The organism is Pseudodonghicola xiamenensis DSM 18339, from assembly GCF_000429365.1.
Taxonomy (GTDB): domain Bacteria; phylum Pseudomonadota; class Alphaproteobacteria; order Rhodobacterales; family Rhodobacteraceae; genus Pseudodonghicola; species Pseudodonghicola xiamenensis.
This window is the reverse complement of record NZ_AUBS01000002.1, coordinates 249,903-267,471: the sequence shown is the minus strand read 5'-3', so window position 1 is coordinate 267,471 and position 17,569 is coordinate 249,903. Positions and strand designations below refer to the sequence as shown.

Sequence of the window (17,569 nt, the reverse complement as noted above, 5' to 3'; positions counted from 1 at the left end):
GTACTGGTTTACGAACCAGATCACAGTCAGAAGACTGGACTCAAAAAACGAGAACTGAGGAGAGCATTAAATGTCGTCCATTCTCAACAATAGCTCCGCAACCGTCGCCCTGGCTACCCTGAACCAGATCAACAAGGGTCTGGAAAGCACCCAGAACCGCGTCTCCAGCGGTCTGGCGATCAGCTCGGGCAAGGACAATGCGGCCTATTTTGCCATTTCGCAGACGATGTCCGGCGACAGCGGCATGTTCGGCGCCATCAACGAGGGCCTGACCTCGACCAAGAACTCGGTTTCGACCGCGCGTCTTGGGGCCGAAACCGTCTCTGACCTGACCGAGAAGTTCGCCGAGCGTGTGGCGTTCGCCCAAGGCAACGGCATTGATCTGGCCGATGTTCAATCCGAGCTCGACGCGCTGGTGTCTCAAATCGGTGCGGCGATCGATCAGTCGACCTTCAATGGTGACGATCTCGTGACCTCGACGGATGCCGTCACTGTCGTGACCGGTATCAGCCGCTCCTCGGGCAGCTTCGCGACCACCACGATCTCCTTCAACAAGGTCGATCTGTCGGCGATCAAGACGACTCTGGAAGGCATCGACCTGACCTCTTCGACCGATCTGACGGCCGATCTGGCGACGGCTGAAAGTGCTTTGGCCGATTCCATCACCGCAGCGACCAGCCTGGGCGTTGTCGAGGATACGCTTGACGGTCAGCAGAACTTCTTGTCGTCGTTGACCGACACGCTGGACTCGGGTGTCAGCGCCATGGTCGATGCGAACATGGAAGAAGAAGCCGCGCGTCTGCAGGCCTATCAAGTGCAGCAGCAGCTCGCGACGCAATCGCTGTCGATCGCGAACCAGTCGCCGCAAAACATCCTGAGCCTGTTCCGGTAAACGGGTCTTGGCCGTCAGGGGGCAACCCCTGGCGGCCGCCTCAGGTGCCTGCGATCGGGCACATGGTTCCGTGCCCGGGTGGCTGTTGCCTGAGCCGCGTTGAGGCGGGCTTCACTTGCCTCCGGAAGATGGCAGGGCGACTTCGATCCCGGCTTCCAGCAACATGCGATAGACTTCGGCAAAGCTCTGTTCGGCGCGCAGGGTGTCGTCCCTCTTTTGCGCCAGAAAGTCGTCGAGGCTTCGGAACAGGCGGATCGCGGCATCGGTCTCCGGATCCGATCCGGGTTTGTAGGCTCCGACGCGGATCAGCTCTTCCATGTCGGCATAGCGGGCCAGGGCGCGCCGAGCCGCCTGCATGATGGTGAATTCCTCGCTGCTATGGCAGCCGGGCAGCATGCGCGAAATCGACTTCTGCACGTTGATCGCGGGGTAGCGGTTCTGTTCGGCGATGCGCCGGTCCAGTACGATATGCCCGTCGAGGATTCCGCGCACGGCATCGGCGATCGGTTCGTTCATGTCGTCGCCGTCGACCAGAACCGTATAGATGCCGGTGATATCGCCTTCGCCTTCGCGGCCAGGGCCCGCGCGTTCCAGCAGGTGCGGCAGTTCGGAAAATACCGTCGGCGGATAGCCCCGCGTAGTGGGGGGCTCGCCGCTCGACAGGCCGATTTCGCGCTGAGCCATGGCAAAGCGGGTGACGCTGTCCATCATCAGCAGCACCTGCTTGCCCTCGGTTCGGAAATGTTCGGCCACGGCGGTTGCGGTCCAGGCGGCCTGACGGCGCAGCAACGGCGCCTCGTCTCCTGTTGCGACCACAACGATCGAGCGCGCCATGCCCTCGGGGCCGAGGTCCTCCTCGATGAAGTCCTGCACCTCGCGGCCGCGTTCGCCGACCAGGCCAATGACGATGATCTCGGCATCTGTGTTGCGGGCCAGCATCGCCATGAGGGTGGATTTGCCCACGCCGGAACCGGCGAAAACCCCCATGCGCTGGCCTCGGCAGATCGGAGTGAACAGGTCGATGCACTTGACCCGGGTTTCCAGCTTGGCCCCGACCCGGCGGCGGTCATAGGCCGGCGGTGGGCTGTTGCGGCCCCGCGCGCGCCGGTTGCCGTGGCGAAATTGCGGCGCCGGAGACAGTGGCCGGCCAAGCGCGTCGATCACCGTGCCGATCCAGCTCTCATCGGGGCGAATGACGTCATCCGACTGGATCAGCTCGACCCGGTCGCCGACCGCGATCCCGTCCCAGGTGCCGAAGGGTAATAGTTGCAACCCGCTGTCGCCGGCGCCGACAATCTCGCCGGTCACGGTGCCATGCTGGCCGAGCACGCGGCAACGTTGCCCAAGGCCTGCAGCGCGCTGCAATCCGGCGACCTGCAAGGTCAGTCCGACAACGGATTGAACGTGCCCCGAAATTCTTGTCGGTTCCAGGGCTGAAATCTTTTGTCTCAGGTCTGAAAATGCCGTAGTCACAAGAATAGGCCTGTTAATCTTTGTCTCTGTTGCTATAGTCACCAAGAACTGATCCGGAGTCCATGATGAATTTCGAATCCCTCAACCTGTTTCAGCTCGCCTCGCGTCGTCTGCAGTGGTTGTCGGACAAGCAGCGCGCGGTTTCCGAGAATATCGCGAACGCCGATGTCGCCGGTTACCGTCTGCGCGAAGTGCAAAGCTTTGACTCCTATCTCGATGCCGCCGGATTTTCACCGATTTCGCCCGAAGCTGAGGTTTCGCAGGTCGAAGCCGGATGGGGGTCGACGATTTCAGGCAATACGGTCGTCATGGAAGAACAGGTGCTCGAGGCGACCAACACCCAAAGCCAGTATCGCCTGGCCTCGAACTTGTATCGCAAGGCGCATGAGATGGTTCTCAGCGTCGCCGGCAATCGCTAGGGGGTAAGGTCATGGATGCGCTGTCCTCCATCGTGAAAATCGCGTCCAGCGGTATGCGGGTCCAGGGCGCGCGGTTGCGCGTTGTATCGGAAAACGTCGCCAACTCTGCCACCACCGCGACCGATCCGGGAAAGGAGCCCTATCGTCGCAAGGTGATCAGTTTCGGCGAGATGACGGACGAGGCGACCGGTGCAGCGCTGGTCGAGGTCAGCGATATCACCCGTGACATGGGGGAATTCTCGTTGCGGTTCGATCCGGCGCACCCGGCGGCGGACGAAAACGGATATGTGAAGTTGCCGAATGTGAATCCGCTGATCGAGATGAGCAACATGCGCGAGGCCTCGCGCAGTTATGAGGCCAATCTGACCATGCTCGAAAACGCCAAGCAGATGCGTAGCGAGCTGATTGATCTTATCGAATAGGACCTGACTTATGGCTGAGCTCTCCAGCATCCGCCCCGACCTGATCGCAGAAGCGGCCTATGGCAAGTCCAAGGGCCTTGGCGTGGCGGCCGCTGAACCCGATCAGGGGCCAAGTTTCGGCGATATGATCCGCAAGGCTGCCGAAGGGGCGGTGGAGTCCGTGCGCTATGGCGACGTCACGGCGCAGGCCAGCATGACTGACAAGATCGGGATGCAGCAGGCGGTTGAGGCGACAATGGCGATGGAAAGCACGGTGCGCGTTTCGGTGGCACTGCGCGACAAGCTGGTCGACGCCTACAAAGACATCATCAACATGTCGATCTGACGCGGGCGCCTTGCCCGTCTCGCCCCGGGGGGACGCCGATTGGATACGGTCAGCACATACGAGATCATCCGGCTGACGCTCAATTCGGTGCTGCTGGCCTCGGCACCGGTGATGGCGGTGGCGCTGCTGGTCGGGTTGATCGTTTCCTTCGTGCAGGCGCTGACCCAGATTCAGGAAATGACGCTGACCTTCGTGCCGAAGATCGTGGCGATCTTTCTGGCCTTGGCCCTGACGCTGCCGTTCATCTACGGAACGCTGACGCGGCTGTCGAATCAGGTGTTCGATCTGATCGTCAGTGGTGGCGGCTGAGATGGGGGGCGGGCGGCTTGCTCTGGCCGGGGCCAGGGTGTTTCTGTCGGCGGTGGCGATCTGCGGTCCGGCGCGGGCGGAATTCTTCGCGGGATTTTACGCGCCGGTCGTGCGACCGGCGCCCGCGCAGGAGGCGGTCGTTCCGGCGGCACCGGTACGGACCGGCGCCGATTGCGTTGCGGCCATTCTGGATGCGCAGGCGCGGTACGGCATTCCCGACAACCTGTTGCTGGCGATCGGCGTGCAGGAGGCCGGGCGTCGCGGCAAGGGTGGGCTGACGGTCTGGCCCTGGACCGTCAATGCCGAGGGCGAAGGTGCCTTTTTCGCCACCCGCGCCGAAGCGATGGCCTGGGTTCGGGGCAAGCAGGCCGCGGGCGTTACCTCGATCGACGTGGGGTGCATGCAGGTGAACCAGCGCTGGCATGGGGCGCATTTCGACACGCTCGATCTGGCGTTCGAACCTCTGGCGAATGTCGATTACGCCGCGCGTTATCTGAGCGGCCTCTATCGCGAGACTGGCGATTGGTGGGCGGCAGCGGGGCGATATCACTCTGCCACCGAAACCTATCAGACCTCTTATCTGGCGTCTCTTCGGCGCAATCAGGCGGTGGTCAACGCCGAACTGGGCCGGCTTCTGGCATTGGCGCGCGGGTCGGCCCTATTTGCGACGGCGCGTGCCGAGACGCCGGAGCCGCCCGTCGTGCCGCAGCCGCCGGTGTTCTGGAGCGGTGGGCGGCAGACCGAAGAGGCGCGGTTTTCGATTTATTCGGCTTATCCGATCCGGCCTGTGTTGCCGGATTGCCGGATCGTGAATTGAGGGGCAGATGAGCGCAAGGGATATCACCGTGCCGAAATCCGTTGTCGGGGTGTGGTCGCGCCTTGGCATGGCGAACCGCGATGTGGGGTTCGCGGTCGGGGTGATGATGATCCTCGGGATGCTGTTCATTCCGATGCCTCCCTTCCTTTTGGACTTCGGGCTGGCGATTTCCTTGTCGCTGGCGGTGCTGATCCTGATGGTGGCGCTGTGGATCCCGACGCCGCTGGAGTTCAACTCCTTTCCCACGGTGCTGCTGGTCGTAACCATGCTGCGGCTCGCGCTCAATGTATCCTCGACCCGGCTGATCCTGAGTCGCGGACATGAGGGCTCCGAGGCGGCGGGCAAGGTGATCGAAGGGTTCTCTCGCTTTATCGTGGGGGGGGATTTCATCATCGGGATCGTGATCTTCGCGATCCTGGTGATCATCAACTTCGTGGTGATCACCAAGGGCTCCACCCGCATCGCCGAAGTCGCGGCGCGGTTCTCGCTGGACGCGATGCCGGGCAAGCAGATGGCGATCGACGCCGATCTGGGGGCCGGCATCATCAACGAGGAGCAGGCTCGCGAACGCCGCCGCGTGCTGGAGGAGGAAAGCTCGTTCTTCGGGGCGATGGACGGGGCGTCGAAATTCGTCCGTGGCGATGCGGTGGCCGGGTTGATCATCACCGTGATCAACGTGGTCGGCGGTATCCTGATCGGGGTGGCAAGCCACGGGCTGAGCGTGGCCGAGGCGGCGGGAAATTATACCGCGCTGACCATCGGTGACGGGCTGGTGACACAGATCCCGGCGCTGGTGGTGTCGCTGGCGGCGGGCTTGCTGGTCACCAAGAGCGGCACCCATGGCGCCGCGAACGAGGCGGTGCTGCAACAGCTCAGCGGTTTTCCCAAGGCGCTGTACATGGCGGCGGTGCTGGCCTTCATCATCGGTTTCCTGCCCGGTTTCCCCTTCATGATCTTTGCCGCGCTGGCCGCGGGGATGGCAGTGCTGGGCTATGTGATGCGGGGACAGCTTGAGGAGCGTGACCGCGCCAAGGAGGCCGCCGCCAAGGCCGGGGCCAAGCCGAAGAAACCCGAGGACCCGATTGCCGAGGCGCTGAAGCTGGATGATCTGCGGCTTGATCTCGGCACTGCGCTGGTGCCGCTGATCAGCTCGGCCGATGCGGCCCTGCCGGGCAAGGTGAAAAGCCTGCGCAATCTTTTCATCAAGGATTTCGGGTTCGTTCTGCCGCCGGTGCGGATCAAGGATGACAGCGCGCTGCCGGCGATGACCTATGCGATTTCGCTGCAGGGGGTGGAGACCGCCCGGGGCGAGGTGCGGCCCGGGTCGATGATGGTAATCGATCCGTCGGGCAAGGACAGCGAGCTGGTGGGCGAGCGTACCCGCGAGCCGACCTTCGGCCTGCATGCGGTCTGGGTCGATCAGGGGCGGGCGTCCGAGGCCGAGATGCGCGGGCTGACGGTGGTGGATCCGGAAAGCGTGATCACCACTCATCTGACCGAGGTGATCAAGGAATACATGCCCGAGCTTCTGACCTATGCGGCCACGCAGGAGCTGATTGCGGGGCAGAGCAAGGAATATCAGAAGCTGTTGGGCGATGCCTCCAGCAAGTCGCCCGCCGTGCTGCTGCAGCATGTGCTGCAGGCGCTGTTGTCGGAGCGGGTGTCGATCCGCAACCTGTCGCGCATCATCGAGGCGGTGGCCGAGGCCGCCACCACGACGCAGAACCTGCGCAATATCGTTGAACATGTGCGCGGCCGGCTGGCCAAGCAGATCTGCCAGGCGCTGGCGGATGCCAAGGGATATGTTCCGGTGATCGTGCTGAGCCCGGACTGGGAACGCGAACTGAACAATGCCGTGGCTCCGGGGGGCGATGGCGACGGCTTCATGATGTCGCCGGCGCGGGTGCAGGATTTCGTTCTGGCGGCGCGCAAGGAAATCCAGCGGTTTGCCGCGGGCGACGAATGGCCGGCGCTGCTGGTGACGCCGGATGTGCGCCCCTATGTGCGCCAGATCCTCGAGAGGGTCAGCCCGGTCACTCAGGTGATTTCCCACAATGAGGTCCACCGCAAGGCCTCGTTGCGCACCGTGGCGACGATCGGCGCCTGAGGCGATGACGCTGGATGATTATATCGCCGGCTTGATCTTCGGATACATCCTCGTGGTGGCCCGGATCGGTGGTGCGGTGATGTTCATGCCGGGCTTTGGCGAAACCCAGATCCCGATCCGGATGCGGGTGGCCTTTGCGCTGGTGCTCTGTGCGGCGCTTTATCCCGCGACCCCGGTCGCCGCGCGTCTGCCCGGCACGCCGGTCGAGACGGTGCTGCTGCTGGGGCTTGAGGCGACGATCGGCATCTGGATCGGGCTGTGTGGCCGGGTGCTGTTGTCGGCGATGGACTTCGCCGGCTATCAGGTCGGTCAGGTTTCCGGGCTGGCCAATGCCTTCGGTCCCTCGCTCGGCGCTTTCGAGGGGGCGACGCTGGTGGCCTCGCTGCTGATCATCGGATCGGTGGCGGCGATCTTCGCCTCTGATGCGCACCACCTGATCCTCAGGGCGCTGCTGGACAGCTATCGAGTGTTTCCAGTCGGCCTGGTGATCACCGGAGATCTGGCCCAGCAGATCGTGCGGGCGGGGGGGGAGAGCCTCTATATCGGCATGTCGATCGCGGCGCCTTTCTTCGTCATGGGGGTGGTTCTGAATCTTGGCATGGGGCTGGCCAACCGGATGATGCCGCAACTGCCGGTGTTCTTCGTTGCCTCCTCGATCCTGATCGTGGCCGGGCTTTTGATCCTGTCGGTGGCAACGCCGGCGATGATCGGCCATTTTCTCGATCAGTTCACCGCCTGGCTTGGCGTGTTCAGGTTCTGATCCATGGCGCAGGGAGATCAGGAGGACAGCCAGAAGACACAGGAACCGACCGAGAAGCGGCTGCGCGACGCGCGCAAGCGCGGCGAGGTGCCGTCTTCGCGCGAAACGGGGAACATGATGGTGGTGCTGTCGCTCTTTGGCGTTGCGGCTCTGGTGGTGCCCTGGATGGGGCCGCGCCTGGCCGAGACCCTGTCTGCCCTGATCGATGGATCGGGGCAGGTGGTGGTGGGGGAGGGGCGTTCGGGCCTGGCGGCGCTGGGGCAGCTGTTGCGCGAGGTGGTGCTGTCGCTGGCAACGATCCTGGCGCCGTTGTTCCTGTTGATCCTGGCCGGCGGGGTCTTCGGTGTGCTGATCCAGGGCGAGACGGTGGCGGCGCTGGATCGGGTCAAGCCGAAACTGTCGAAATTGTCGCCGGTGCAGGGGCTGAAGCGGTTGTTTTCAGCCAATACCCTGGTGGAATTCGGCAAGAGCCTGGTCAAGGTTCTGGTGGTCGGTGGGCTGGCGATCTGGGTGACGCTTTGGGCGGTGGAAAGCATCTGGGAGGCGCCGGGATTCATCCCTGAGAATCTGCCCGGATATCTGATCCTCGCCGCGCGGCGGCTGTTGCTGGCGGCCGCAGTCTTTCTGGTGCCGGTGGCTGTGGTCGATATCCTGTGGCAGCGGTTCCAATGGCGCCAGAAGCTGATGATGACGGTGAAAGAGGTGCGCGACGAGATGAAGGAGGCCGAAGGCGATCCGCATATCAAGGCGCGTCGCGCGGCCATCCGCCGCCGTCGCGCCCGCCAGCGCGCCGCGGCGGCAGTGCCCACTGCCAGCGTGATCCTGACCAACCCGACCCATTACGCCGTGGCGCTGCGCTATGAGAAAGGCAGCGACGAGGCGCCGGTCTGTGTGGCCAAGGGGGCCGATCTGATGGCCCGGCGCATCCGCGAGATCGCCTTCGAGCATGAGGTGCCGATCGTCGAGAACAAGCCCTTGGCACGGATGCTGTATGACCGGGTCGAGATCGACCAGATGGTGCCGATGCAACATTGGCAGGTGGTGGCGGAGATCATCAGCTTCGTGCTGGATCTGAAGGCCAACCGTAACCGCAAGCCCCCTGAGGGGTCGGTGTTGAGAACCTCGCCCGACTGAGTGCGGCGTAGGCGAGGCGGGGGGCTCTGCCCCCCACGGCCTGCGGCCGCCCCCCGAGATATTTTCAGCCAGAAAAAGGGCGGATCATTTCAGGCGGATGCCGACCAGATCCTGATCGCCAGGCAATTGCGAGCGTTCGAGGATGATCTTGGAGACTGCGCGGGCGCGTACCGGCGACATCTTGGCCAGGATCGGCGCGGCGGCGCGGGGCTTCATCTGTGCCAGCACCAGGATTGTCACCTCGATATCGAGATCGTCCATGATCCGGGCGGCCTCGGCGGGTTTCATGTTCTCGTAGAAGGCGATGAGGCGATCGAGGTCTTCGGTCTGGGCAGCCTTGGCGCGGGCCAGCAGATCCTCGATCTCGGTTTTCAGTTCGAGCAGCGCCTGCTTTTCGATGTCGAGCTTTTCCTTGGCCAGCGACAGTTCCGATTGGCGGCTTTCCAGATCTTCGCGCTGTTTGGCGATCAGCTCGCGTTCGCGGGCGAGCGATTGCAGCACTTCCTCGGGTGTCTCGCATTGCTGGGCCGAGGTGGGTGATCTGCTGACGGAACCGGATTGGATGGGCGTCGCGCGGGGGTGGTCGCTGTCCGAGGTAACGACGGCAGCGATTTCCGTGTCCGGGCGGCCGAGGTCGGCGCCGGGGCCTGCCAGTTCGGGAAAGGAGATCGCGGCCTTGGCGAAGGCCGTGATTGCGAGGCCGCCCAGGAAAAGCTTGCTGACGAGGCCACGTGCCATGGTTCAGGCCCTCGATTCGCTGCGGGAGGTTTCGAAGAAGCGGCGGACCAGATCCTGCTTGTTGCGGACCACCTGGACCCCGGGCAGGCGGCGTGGTGCGGAGTGCCGGCGTGAGGAGAAGGCCGGAACCTCGGGGTCGGGCGCGACGGTCATGGCCGCCCCCTGTGTTGCGGCGGGCTCTGCTGCGGGGGCGGTCTGGGCGAGGCGGGTGTCGTCGAGGTTTTGACGCAGCGCGGCAACCGAAGATTCGGATTTGTCCACTGCGCTGGAGAATTCGCGGACCAGGGGTTCGAGATCCTCGAGCGCGGCCATCAGTTTCTGCACCCGGCGCGACATCACCACGCCATAGCCGATGCTGCCGGCCAGCAGGAGAATGATCAGAAGATCAGTGATCGTTGCAGCCATGGGAGGTCTCCTCTTCGGGGGTGAGGGTTTCGGTGATCCGGATCGCGGTGTTGCCGTTGTTGCGTTTGCCAAGTGCGGCGCGGAACATCGCGGTTTCGGCGCATAGGACAGTGGCCTCGTGATCCTCTTCGATCCAGAGGTTCACGGTGTCGCCGGGGGCCCAGCCCATGATGTCCTGAATTGGCAGGCGGATATCGGTCAGAACCGCCTCGAGTTCGACGGTGGCGCGTTCGATCTGACTGGCGAGTTGTTCGCGCCAGGGGCTGGCGTCTTCGCCGGGGCCGCCGAAATGGATGCGGCCGAGCTTGGGGCGGAGCGGTTCGAGCGCGTCATAGGGCAGGATCACCTCGAGCGCGCCGCTGTGGCCGGCCTGTGCCAGGGCGATCTGCATGCGGACGCAGAGATTGGCGGGCTGGGTGACCGAGGCGGCATCCGGATCGGTCTCGATCCGGTCGAGATCCAGTTCGATATCGCCCACAAGCGCCATGTTGCGCTGCAGTTCCTGCGCGATCAGCCCGGCGAGCCGCTTGCCAAAGCCGCGTTCGATGGCGGTGAAGCCTTCGGTGTTGTGCGGCGTCGCGCCGCGGGGGGTGCCGCCCAGCATCAGTTCCAGCGCGGTCAGCACTAGGGGGCTGTCCAGAACCAGCAGGATGGGCCCGTAGAGCTGGTGCGAGGAACAGACCGCCAGCAGTACCGGATCGGACAGGGCGTCGTTGATCTGCGACATCGGCAGGTAATCGAGCTGGGTCAGCTCGGCCTCGCAAAGCGTGCCGGTCATGTTGGGCAGGGCGAGGGCTAGGGAATCGGCCAGCCGTTCACCGATGATGTCCAGCATCGGCAGCCGTTCGAAACTGAAGTCCGACATGCGGATGATTTCGTCGAGCAGCTCGCTGTTGCGGGAGGACAGTTCTTCCGGGGATATCTGATCGCTCATTGCCGGCCCCTACTGCACGATCAGATCGCTGATCAGGATTTCTTGCGGCAGATCGTTCCCGGCGGCGGCGCGGGCGCGCTTCAGAAGCTCTGCCTTCACATTCATCACCCCGGCCATGCCGCGGACGTCGGTCTCGGTCAGGCTGTGGGCATAGCCGGTGAACAGGTCGCGCATGAAGGGCTGCCGTTCGCGCATCAGCTTGGCCGCGCCGGGCTCGGGCCGGTAGACCAGCACAAGCGTCAGTTTGAGGAATGCCTTGCTGGCGTTGCCGCGGGCATCATAGCTGGTGATATTGGTGATGATCTCTTCGAAGGGCAGGATGCCGTCGAGCGGGTCGGTCTCTTCTGGCTGGGCAGTGTCTGTTTCGGCTTGGTGGTCTTCCGCCGTCGCCTTGTCCTTCGCGCTGGCGGAGGTCGGACTTGTCGGCTCGTCGGGAAGATAGTCGGGTTCGTAGGTGGCCGCATCCTGCTGAAAGGCGAGTCGCGCCAGCACGAAGCCCCCGCCCAGAGAGCTCACCGCCAGCAGCGCGGCGGCCATCAGCAGGGCCCGGGCCGAGCGCGGCTTTGTGGCCGGTGCGCTATCGTCGCGCTCCGGAGCCGGTCTGCCTGATTTCTTCGTTGTTGGGCGGGCCATGGTGATCTGGTCTGAAACTTGAGGCTGTCATGGATATAATCCCGGTTTTTTCTTTTTAATGCAAGTATAGACATCTCTGTTTACTTGAAGATCAAAAATAGAATATCCTTTGATACAAAGAACAGTCGGGGATGGTTTCGAGTGAGGGCGCCGTGCAGGATCTGATCAACAACCTCAAGGCGTTGGGTCAGCGTCGGCTGATGATCCTGGGCGGGGTTGCGCTGGGGGTGGTTCTGGCCTTGGTCCTGGGGATCTCGGCCGTTTCCCAGCGGGAGTTCGCGACGCTTTACACCAATCTGCCGATTTCGGCCTCCAGCTCGATCGAGACCACCCTGTCGGGGGCCGGGTTCGAGACCCGGATGAGCGAAGACGGGTCAAGCGTTTCGGTGCCGCGGGCCGATCTGGCGCGGGCGCGGATGGTGTTGGCCGAGGCGGGGTTGCCGATCGAGGGGGATCCCGGTTGGGAGCTGTTTGACGAGAACAGCGGCCTGGCGATGAACTCCTTCATGCAGAAGGTGAACCGCCTGCGTGCCATGGAGGGGGAGCTGGCCCGATCTATCCAGACCATGGATGGGGTGCAGAGCGCGCGGGTGCATCTGGTGTTGCCCGAACGCGAGGCGTTTTCCCGCGAACGGCCTGAGCCGCGCGCCTCGGTCATCGTGCGGCCGCTGCCGGGGCGGACCATTTCGCGCAAGCAGGCGGTGTCGATCCGGAACCTGATCGCCTCGGCGGTGGCTGAGCTCGAGCTGGGGCGGGTCACCGTTCTGTCGGCCAGCGGGGAAACCATCCTGGCAGAGACGGCGGATGGTGACGGGCAGGCGACCATGCAGTCGGCGCGCTCGGGGATCGAGGATCGGCTGGCGCAGCAGATTCAAAGCATCCTGACAGCCCGGGTCGGGGCCGGCAACGCGCGTGTGAAGGTGAATGTCGATCTGTCCACCGCGCGCGAGGTGATCGTAGAACAGACCTACAATCCCGATCAGCAGGTGGTTCGGTCGACCGACAGCCGGGCCGAACAGCGCGCGGGCAGTGAGGGCGGCGGCAATGTCGGGGTGGAAAACAATATCCCCGCGGCCCTGGCCGATCCGAACGCCGGCAGCACCTCCAGCCAGTCGAAAACTGGCGAAAGCGTGCAATACGAGATCGGAAATACCCGCCGCGAGGTGGTGCGCGAGGCCGGCGAGGTGCAGCGTGTTTCGGTCGCGGTGCTGGTCAATGGCATCTACACCGTCGACGGGTCTGACGTGACCTACTCCGAGCGCAGCCCGGAGGAGCTGGATCGGCTGTCCGAGCTGGTCAAGACGGCGGTGGGTTTCGATGCGCGGCGCGGGGATAGCGTGTCCGTCGATAGCCTGCGGTTCATGGATTATTCCATGGAAGTGGGCGATCCGGTGAAGGAAAGCCTGGGCCAGCAGATCAGCAACAATATCGTGTCGATCGTGCGCGGGGTGCTGGCGCTGATCATCGTGGCGTTGGTGATGATCCTGGGGGTGCGGCCGCTGCTGCGTCAGCTTGGGCAGCGCGATTTGCGGGACCTGCCTGATGGCGCTGTCGCAGCATTGGGCGGACCCGACGGAGAGGCGCTGTCAGGCGATGCGCCAATGCCGGCGCTGGTTGCGGCGCGCAAGGAAGAGGCCCCGGGCCCGGAGGCCGCTCTGGCCGAGGCGAAAGGACAGGCTTCGGTCTTCGATCCCGAAGCGGACAAGGGGCCGCATGAGTATATCGAAGCCATGGGTGTGCGCGGCAATCTGATCAAGGCGCGGGTCGAGGCGATCCAGGCCCTGGCCGAAGACAAGCCGGAAGAGGTGTTGCGGGTGCTGCGCGGCTGGTTGGTGGCCGAGGTCGACGCGTGATGAGGCTTTTGTTGCGGGATTTCGACGCGGAGGATGCCCGTGTCGCGGAGGGGGGGCAGGCCCCGGTCGAGCCGGAGCCAATCCGCAGCCTGCCGTTGGACGAGGTGGATAGGTTGCTGGTCGAGGCGCGCGAGCTGGCTTTTGCCCAGGGCCGGGAACAGGGCGCCGACGAGGTGCGCACGATGCTGGAACAGGCGCGGGAGACCCGTGTCGCCGCCACGCTTGAGGTGCTTTGCAGTCAGGTGGAGGTGTTGCTGTCACAGGAAGATCGGCGCCGCAGGGAGATGGAGCGCGATATGGTCGGTCTGGCGCTGGATATCGCCGAGCGGGTCGCACCGGAGTTTCTGTCCGCCTATGGCCGGGGGCTGACCGAGGAGCGGGTTCGCGAGGGGGTACGCATGGCGCAGGGCAGTGCGCGGCTGCGTTTGCGGCTGTCGCCGCAGATGACCGAGGCGATGGAGGCGGATATTGCCGATCTTCTGGCGCCCGCTGGGCCCGTGCCCGATGTGCGGGCGGACCCGGCGCTGGCGGATGGCGAGGCGCGGCTGGATTGGGATGGGGGCGGGCTCAGCTACAGCCTGGATGCGCTTTGCGACACGGTGCTTGCGGCGCTGCGCGAGGCGGCGGCGAAACTGAAGGACGATCAGGAGAAGGTCGGATAAATGTCTGATACCGAAACCCCGAATATGGCCGATCCGGCCTCCGGGACCGAGGAACACGGCGCCGCGGCGGCGGAAAAAACCTCGCTTAAGGATGTGGCGGTGGCTGCGGCGGCGGGGGGGCGCAATGTCGATGCCCTGCTGAATGTGCGGCTGGATGTGCGGGTGGTTCTGGGGCGCAGCCGGATGCCGATTTCCGAGCTTTTGGAACTGTCCAAGGGCGCGGTGATTGAGCTTGACCGCAAGGTTGGCGAGCCGGTGGACATCATGATCAACGACCGGTTGGTGGCACGTGGCGATCTGGTCAAGGTGCAGGGCGACCGGATCGGCGTGGCCCTGCGGGAAATCGTCAAAGATTTCATTTCCGACGCCTGAGGATTTTCTCGATGCGCCGCCCACAATCCTTTGCCGCGCGCTGCGCTGTTCTTGCCGGTGGTTTCCTTCTGGCCGGGACGGTGGCTGCCGTGGCGCAGGAAACCGATCTGGGCGGATTGGTGCGTGATCTGTCCTCGGCCCTGGGCGGGGCGGTGCCGGGCAGCGATCAGGGGGCGAGCTTCTCGGGGCGGCTGATCCAGCTTTTCGCGCTGATGACAGTGCTCAGCATCGCACCGGGGCTGCTGGTGGTGACCACCAGCTTTACCCGTTTTGTCATCGTCTTTTCCATGCTGCGTTCGGCCCTGGGGATGAACCAGACGCCGCCCAACATGGTTCTGAACGCGATGGCGCTGTTCATGACCTTCTTTGTCATGCAGCCGGTACTGGATGACGCCTGGACCGGCGGGCTCAGGCCCTTGATGCAGAATTCGATCACCGAGGAACAGGCGATCGTGAATATCGCCGAACCGTTTCGCGCCTTCATGTACGCCAATGCGCGCGACAAGGATATCGCGCTCTTTCGCGACATCGCCGGAGAGGAAAACCCGGAAGCCGCCCCCGCCACCTCGGCCGAGGTCAGTTGGCGGGTGCTGGTTCCGGCCTTCATGATATCCGAGCTCAGGCGCGCCTTTACCATCGGCTTTCTGCTATATCTGCCGTTCATCGCCATCGACCTGATCGTCGCGTCGGTGTTGATGAGCGCGGGCATGATGATGCTGCCGCCGGTGATCGTGTCGCTGCCCTTCAAGGTGATTTTCTTCGTGTTGATCGACGGCTGGTACATGCTGGCCGGTTCGCTGATGCAATCCTATTCGGCGGTGACGGGGGGCTAGCTGGGCTAAACCGGTCTTGCGGTGCCGTTAGGGAAGAAATTAATCGGAAATTCTTGTGAGAATTCCTTGCGCCGCATGGATAGGGGGCGCTATTTTGGCTCCACGCCGTTAACCTCGTATCCCCGTCCTTGGCTGGTGCCGATGAACCACTTCACTCCCCTGCGCAAGCACAGGCCTCTGAGCGGCGCCGAGAAATCGGCGATCCTGTTCCTGTGTCTGGGTGAAGAGCGCGGCGGTGCATTGATGCAGCAGCTCGGTGTTGGAGAAATCCGCAAGATCACCCGGGCGATTTCGGCCATGGGCGAGGTGCCCGCCGAGGTGGTCGAAGAGGTGATGCAAGAGTTCGGCGAGAAGATGTCTAGCTATGGCGGCATCACCGGTTCTGTTGACGTGGCGCGTGGCTTGCTCAAGGGCTTTCTGCCCGAGGACCGGGTTACCGAAATTCTTGGGGAAATCGAAGACAGCGCCACTGGCAATCTCTGGGGCGATCTCTCGCAGCTCGATGAGAAGACCCTGGCGGATTTCCTGCGCAAGGAGCACAATCAGACCGTTGCGGTGATCCTGAGCCGGATCAAGGCGGATGCGGCGGCCAAGGTTCTGCCGCTGTTGGGGCAGGAGCGGGCCGTCGAACTGATCGAACGTATCGTGGCAATGGAGGCGCTGCCGGCCGAGGCGTTGCGCAGCATTGAGGAAAGCCTGCGCCGCGAGGTGCTGGCGAAGGCCGGCCGCAATGCCGAGGCTGAGACGGAAAAGCAGCTTGTCATGGTGTTCAACAAGCTCGATTCCAATGTCTTTGAAGGGCTGTCGCGCGAGCTGGAGAAGAAAATTCCCGAGAAGTTCCGCGCCATCAAGCAGAAGATGTTCGTCTTCAGCGATCTGATCGACCTGAAGCCGAATGCCCTGGCCAGGGTCATGCGCGAAGTCTCTGGCAAGACCTTGCCGCTGGCTCTGCGCGGTGCGGACAAGGAACTGCGCGATCATTTCCTGTCATCGCTGCCGGGACGGTCGCGCGATATGTTGGAAGAAGAGATGCGGGCGATGGGGCCGGTGCGGACCCGCGAGGTCAAGCAAGCCCAGTCCGAGCTGGTCGAGGCCGCGATCAGGTTGGCCCGGGACGGCGATATCGAGCTGCCCAGCGGTGAAGACGAAGATCTGATCGACTAATCGGCCTTTGATCGGCGAAGGCCGGTTGAGGGGGTGCGCCCCTAGCGATAAAGTGAGTAGCTTGAGAAGCGCACCGAGGGGATATCCCAGCTTAGCTGGATCAGCGACGAATTCAGCGATGAGGAATTCTGCAGGATCGTAAGGGCGGCGCTTTTGATGTTCGAGGTCTGGGGGTTTTGGACGTCGGCGATCGCCAGGAACCGGGTGACCAGACGGTCCTGTTCCTTGGGATCGGAGAGCTTTTCCAGATCATAGCTTTTTGACAAAAGCTGCGCTTGCTTGTCGACGTCGATCGCCGCCATTTCCGTCGGCAGACCCAGGGCGGTGATGAAGAAGTTGCTCAGGTCCTTGTTCTTCAGGACATCGTACCAGTTGTCGATACTCTCGACCTTGTTGCGAAAGGTCAGCGCGATGCCGACGTTTTCATTTTCTTCGGTATAGCCGTTGGTCAGAGTCTGTTCGAAATACTTGTCGATGATGCCCTGCTGCCAGTCGGGGTCGTTGAAATCGGGCACCACTTGCTCGCCGCCCTCGGCGGTGAACCCGAGCGCTTCGTTCAGGTCGTTGAAGCGGTCGTCGGTCAGCCTGTTGACCAGCGAGGAGGAATCCGACGGGTCGCTTTCAAGAACCTTGCGGATGATGGCTTTGCCGAAGATCTGACTTTCCAGATCGAAAGCTTTCATCACAAAGCTGTAGACTTCGTAATCCTGCACGAGGTCCTCGGGCGAGGTGATCGAACCGATCCGCTCCTGAAACACCGACACCGCGCGCGCGTGCTGGCCGGATGCGCTCAGCGTTTCGATCTGGCTGTCATGGGTGCTGTCGATCAGTTTGAGCGCCAAGGGGCTGTTCAGGCCGGAAATGCTTATCACCATGAAGGAAACCTCGTCCTATTCCGCCGCCTGTGCCGTCGTGGCCGGCCGCGATGCCAGCAAGTTCAAAAGCTCGTCTTCATACTGCATCACCTCGCGCAGCGCCCGCATCGCCTTATAGTAGTTGCGGGCCGAGACATGGTTGGCAGCCTCGCAGATATGGCCTCCGATCTGCTGGTTGAAAATCGGTACAAGCTCGGCCAGGCTCTTGTGGATGATCGGCGTCAGTTCCTTGCGCAACTCAGGACGCAGCAGCGCCGACTGGATGAAGAAATAGGCCTTCTTCACCGGCGTGGCGGCACCGTCTTCATCCAGCAGGTCAACCCCGCGGACCACATCGGCGTAATTCTCGATCGTCAGGGTCTGGCGTCGGTCCGCGTTGCGGATCACGCAACCGTTGATCACGATCTTTTCGTTCGGTTTCAGTGTCAGCCGCAGTGCCATT

The 17,569-nt window shown here is 63.3% G+C and carries 21 protein-coding genes; 14 read left to right on the top strand and 7 right to left on the bottom strand.

Annotation, left to right across the window (positions count from 1 at the left end; all coding sequences use genetic code 11):
• Positions 1 to 70: 70 nt before the first annotated feature.
• Complete coding sequence (locus G455_RS0104225) at positions 71 to 892, top strand: flagellin N-terminal helical domain-containing protein (RefSeq protein WP_028092548.1); 822 nt, start codon at positions 71 to 73, stop codon at positions 890 to 892.
• A 111-nt stretch (positions 893 to 1,003) separates the two neighbouring features.
• On the opposite strand, the gene fliI is transcribed toward G455_RS0104225, so the two are convergent.
• Positions 1,004 to 2,365: a flagellar protein export ATPase FliI gene (gene fliI / locus G455_RS0104220; RefSeq protein ID WP_084436987.1), complete on the bottom strand. Its 1,362-nt coding sequence runs from the start codon at positions 2,363 to 2,365 to the stop codon at positions 1,004 to 1,006.
• A 65-nt stretch (positions 2,366 to 2,430) separates the two neighbouring features.
• On the opposite strand from fliI, the gene G455_RS0104215 reads away from it, so the two are divergent.
• Genes G455_RS0104215 through G455_RS0104180 form a run of 8 tightly spaced genes read left to right on the top strand, consistent with a single transcriptional unit; the run spans position 2,431 to position 8,658 of the window.
• Positions 2,431 to 2,784, top strand: coding sequence for a flagellar basal body protein (locus G455_RS0104215; RefSeq protein ID WP_028092546.1), 354 nt, complete (start codon positions 2,431 to 2,433; stop codon positions 2,782 to 2,784).
• 11 nt (positions 2,785 to 2,795) lie between these two features.
• Positions 2,796 to 3,206 carry a flagellar basal body rod protein FlgC gene (gene flgC / locus G455_RS0104210; protein ID WP_028092545.1) on the top strand — a complete coding sequence of 137 codons (411 nt, stop codon included), beginning with the start codon at positions 2,796 to 2,798 and terminating at the stop codon, positions 3,204 to 3,206.
• Positions 3,207 to 3,216: 10 nt separating this feature from the next.
• Positions 3,217 to 3,531 (top strand): flagellar hook-basal body complex protein FliE, encoded by a 315-nt coding sequence (locus G455_RS0104205; protein ID WP_028092544.1) that lies wholly within the window; start codon positions 3,217 to 3,219, stop codon positions 3,529 to 3,531.
• Between the two features lie 39 nt (positions 3,532 to 3,570).
• Positions 3,571 to 3,840 (top strand): flagellar biosynthetic protein FliQ, encoded by a 270-nt coding sequence (locus G455_RS0104200; protein WP_028092543.1) that lies wholly within the window; start codon positions 3,571 to 3,573, stop codon positions 3,838 to 3,840.
• A complete protein-coding gene (locus G455_RS0104195; protein ID WP_154664337.1) occupies positions 3,830 to 4,657 on the top strand; it encodes a lytic transglycosylase domain-containing protein in 828 nt (275 codons plus the stop codon). The genes G455_RS0104200 and G455_RS0104195 overlap by 11 nt, the downstream gene beginning before the upstream one ends.
• 7 nt (positions 4,658 to 4,664) lie before the next feature.
• Entirely contained in the window at positions 4,665 to 6,764 is a 2,100-nt protein-coding gene (flhA, locus tag G455_RS0104190) for a flagellar biosynthesis protein FlhA (protein WP_028092541.1), read from the top strand.
• Between the two features lie 4 nt (positions 6,765 to 6,768).
• Entirely contained in the window at positions 6,769 to 7,524 is a 756-nt protein-coding gene (locus G455_RS0104185) for a flagellar biosynthetic protein FliR (RefSeq protein WP_028092540.1), read from the top strand.
• Positions 7,525 to 7,527: 3 nt separating this feature from the next.
• A complete protein-coding gene (locus G455_RS0104180) occupies positions 7,528 to 8,658 on the top strand; it encodes an EscU/YscU/HrcU family type III secretion system export apparatus switch protein (protein ID WP_028092539.1) in 1,131 nt (376 codons plus the stop codon).
• An 84-nt stretch (positions 8,659 to 8,742) separates the two neighbouring features.
• Here G455_RS0104180 and G455_RS0104175 read toward each other — a convergent pair whose 3' ends face one another.
• Genes G455_RS0104175 through G455_RS23270 form a run of 4 tightly spaced genes read right to left on the bottom strand, consistent with a single transcriptional unit; the run spans position 8,743 to position 11,368 of the window.
• Complete coding sequence (locus tag G455_RS0104175) at positions 8,743 to 9,396, bottom strand: MotE family protein (protein WP_028092538.1); 654 nt, start codon at positions 9,394 to 9,396, stop codon at positions 8,743 to 8,745.
• A 3-nt stretch (positions 9,397 to 9,399) separates the two neighbouring features.
• Positions 9,400 to 9,801, bottom strand: coding sequence for a hypothetical protein (locus G455_RS0104170; RefSeq protein WP_028092537.1), 402 nt, complete (start codon positions 9,799 to 9,801; stop codon positions 9,400 to 9,402).
• Positions 9,782 to 10,735 (bottom strand): flagellar motor switch protein FliM, encoded by a 954-nt coding sequence (locus G455_RS0104165; protein ID WP_051312137.1) that lies wholly within the window; start codon positions 10,733 to 10,735, stop codon positions 9,782 to 9,784. Before G455_RS0104165 ends, G455_RS0104170 begins: the two co-directional genes overlap by 20 nt.
• 9 nt (positions 10,736 to 10,744) lie before the next feature.
• Complete coding sequence (locus tag G455_RS23270) at positions 10,745 to 11,368, bottom strand: flagellar basal body-associated FliL family protein (protein ID WP_084436986.1); 624 nt, start codon at positions 11,366 to 11,368, stop codon at positions 10,745 to 10,747.
• A gap of 131 nt (positions 11,369 to 11,499) precedes the next feature.
• Here G455_RS23270 and fliF point away from each other — a divergent pair, with 131 nt between their 5' ends.
• The 5 genes from fliF (at position 11,500) to G455_RS0104135 (ending at position 16,252) form a co-directional block, all read left to right on the top strand.
• Positions 11,500 to 13,221 carry a flagellar basal-body MS-ring/collar protein FliF gene (gene fliF, locus G455_RS0104155; RefSeq protein WP_229861726.1) on the top strand — a complete coding sequence of 574 codons (1,722 nt, stop codon included), beginning with the start codon at positions 11,500 to 11,502 and terminating at the stop codon, positions 13,219 to 13,221.
• Positions 13,222 to 13,232: 11 nt separating this feature from the next.
• The gene (locus tag G455_RS0104150; protein WP_028092534.1) at positions 13,233 to 13,883 is read left to right on the top strand and encodes a FliH/SctL family protein; all 651 of its coding nucleotides are present in this window, start codon (positions 13,233 to 13,235) and stop codon (positions 13,881 to 13,883) included.
• The gene (gene fliN / locus G455_RS0104145; RefSeq protein WP_028092533.1) at positions 13,884 to 14,255 is read left to right on the top strand and encodes a flagellar motor switch protein FliN; all 372 of its coding nucleotides are present in this window, start codon (positions 13,884 to 13,886) and stop codon (positions 14,253 to 14,255) included. It begins immediately after the preceding gene.
• An 11-nt stretch (positions 14,256 to 14,266) separates the two neighbouring features.
• Positions 14,267 to 15,088 carry a flagellar type III secretion system pore protein FliP gene (gene fliP, locus G455_RS0104140; RefSeq protein ID WP_028092532.1) on the top strand — a complete coding sequence of 274 codons (822 nt, stop codon included), beginning with the start codon at positions 14,267 to 14,269 and terminating at the stop codon, positions 15,086 to 15,088.
• Between the two features lie 141 nt (positions 15,089 to 15,229).
• Positions 15,230 to 16,252 carry a flagellar motor switch protein FliG gene (locus tag G455_RS0104135; protein ID WP_028092531.1) on the top strand — a complete coding sequence of 341 codons (1,023 nt, stop codon included), beginning with the start codon at positions 15,230 to 15,232 and terminating at the stop codon, positions 16,250 to 16,252.
• A 41-nt stretch (positions 16,253 to 16,293) separates the two neighbouring features.
• Here the strand turns inward: G455_RS0104135 and G455_RS0104130 are convergent, their stop codons facing one another.
• Positions 16,294 to 17,127, bottom strand: coding sequence for a DUF1217 domain-containing protein (locus G455_RS0104130; protein WP_229861725.1), 834 nt, complete (start codon positions 17,125 to 17,127; stop codon positions 16,294 to 16,296).
• A gap of 15 nt (positions 17,128 to 17,142) precedes the next feature.
• Positions 17,143 to 17,568: a flagellar biosynthesis repressor FlbT gene (locus G455_RS0104125; RefSeq protein WP_028092529.1), complete on the bottom strand. Its 426-nt coding sequence runs from the start codon at positions 17,566 to 17,568 to the stop codon at positions 17,143 to 17,145.
• Between the last annotated feature and the right edge of the window lies 1 nt (position 17,569).

What these genes read in the sequence shown, in the direction of transcription:
- G455_RS0104225 (WP_028092548.1), top strand. Translation starts at nt 71, where the DNA reads ATGTCGTCCATTCTCAACAATAGCTCCGCAACCGTCGCCCTGGCTACC.
- G455_RS0104215 (WP_028092546.1), top strand. Translation starts at nt 2,431, where the DNA reads ATGAATTTCGAATCCCTCAACCTGTTTCAGCTCGCCTCGCGTCGTCTG.
- flgC (WP_028092545.1), top strand. Translation starts at nt 2,796, where the DNA reads ATGGATGCGCTGTCCTCCATCGTGAAAATCGCGTCCAGCGGTATGCGG.
- G455_RS0104205 (WP_028092544.1), top strand. Translation starts at nt 3,217, where the DNA reads ATGGCTGAGCTCTCCAGCATCCGCCCCGACCTGATCGCAGAAGCGGCC.
- flhA (WP_028092541.1), top strand. Translation starts at nt 4,665, where the DNA reads ATGAGCGCAAGGGATATCACCGTGCCGAAATCCGTTGTCGGGGTGTGG.
- G455_RS0104185 (WP_028092540.1), top strand. Translation starts at nt 6,769, where the DNA reads ATGACGCTGGATGATTATATCGCCGGCTTGATCTTCGGATACATCCTC.
- G455_RS0104180 (WP_028092539.1), top strand. Translation starts at nt 7,528, where the DNA reads ATGGCGCAGGGAGATCAGGAGGACAGCCAGAAGACACAGGAACCGACC.
- G455_RS0104175 (WP_028092538.1), bottom strand. Translation starts at nt 9,396, where the DNA reads ATGGCACGTGGCCTCGTCAGCAAGCTTTTCCTGGGCGGCCTCGCAATC.
- G455_RS0104170 (WP_028092537.1), bottom strand. Translation starts at nt 9,801, where the DNA reads ATGGCTGCAACGATCACTGATCTTCTGATCATTCTCCTGCTGGCCGGC.
- G455_RS0104165 (WP_051312137.1), bottom strand. Translation starts at nt 10,735, where the DNA reads ATGAGCGATCAGATATCCCCGGAAGAACTGTCCTCCCGCAACAGCGAG.
- G455_RS23270 (WP_084436986.1), bottom strand. Translation starts at nt 11,368, where the DNA reads ATGGCCCGCCCAACAACGAAGAAATCAGGCAGACCGGCTCCGGAGCGC.
- fliF (WP_229861726.1), top strand. Translation starts at nt 11,500, where the DNA reads ATGGTTTCGAGTGAGGGCGCCGTGCAGGATCTGATCAACAACCTCAAG.
- fliN (WP_028092533.1), top strand. Translation starts at nt 13,884, where the DNA reads ATGTCTGATACCGAAACCCCGAATATGGCCGATCCGGCCTCCGGGACC.
- fliP (WP_028092532.1), top strand. Translation starts at nt 14,267, where the DNA reads ATGCGCCGCCCACAATCCTTTGCCGCGCGCTGCGCTGTTCTTGCCGGT.
- G455_RS0104135 (WP_028092531.1), top strand. Translation starts at nt 15,230, where the DNA reads ATGAACCACTTCACTCCCCTGCGCAAGCACAGGCCTCTGAGCGGCGCC.
- G455_RS0104130 (WP_229861725.1), bottom strand. Translation starts at nt 17,127, where the DNA reads ATGGTGATAAGCATTTCCGGCCTGAACAGCCCCTTGGCGCTCAAACTG.
- G455_RS0104125 (WP_028092529.1), bottom strand. Translation starts at nt 17,568, where the DNA reads ATGGCACTGCGGCTGACACTGAAACCGAACGAAAAGATCGTGATCAAC.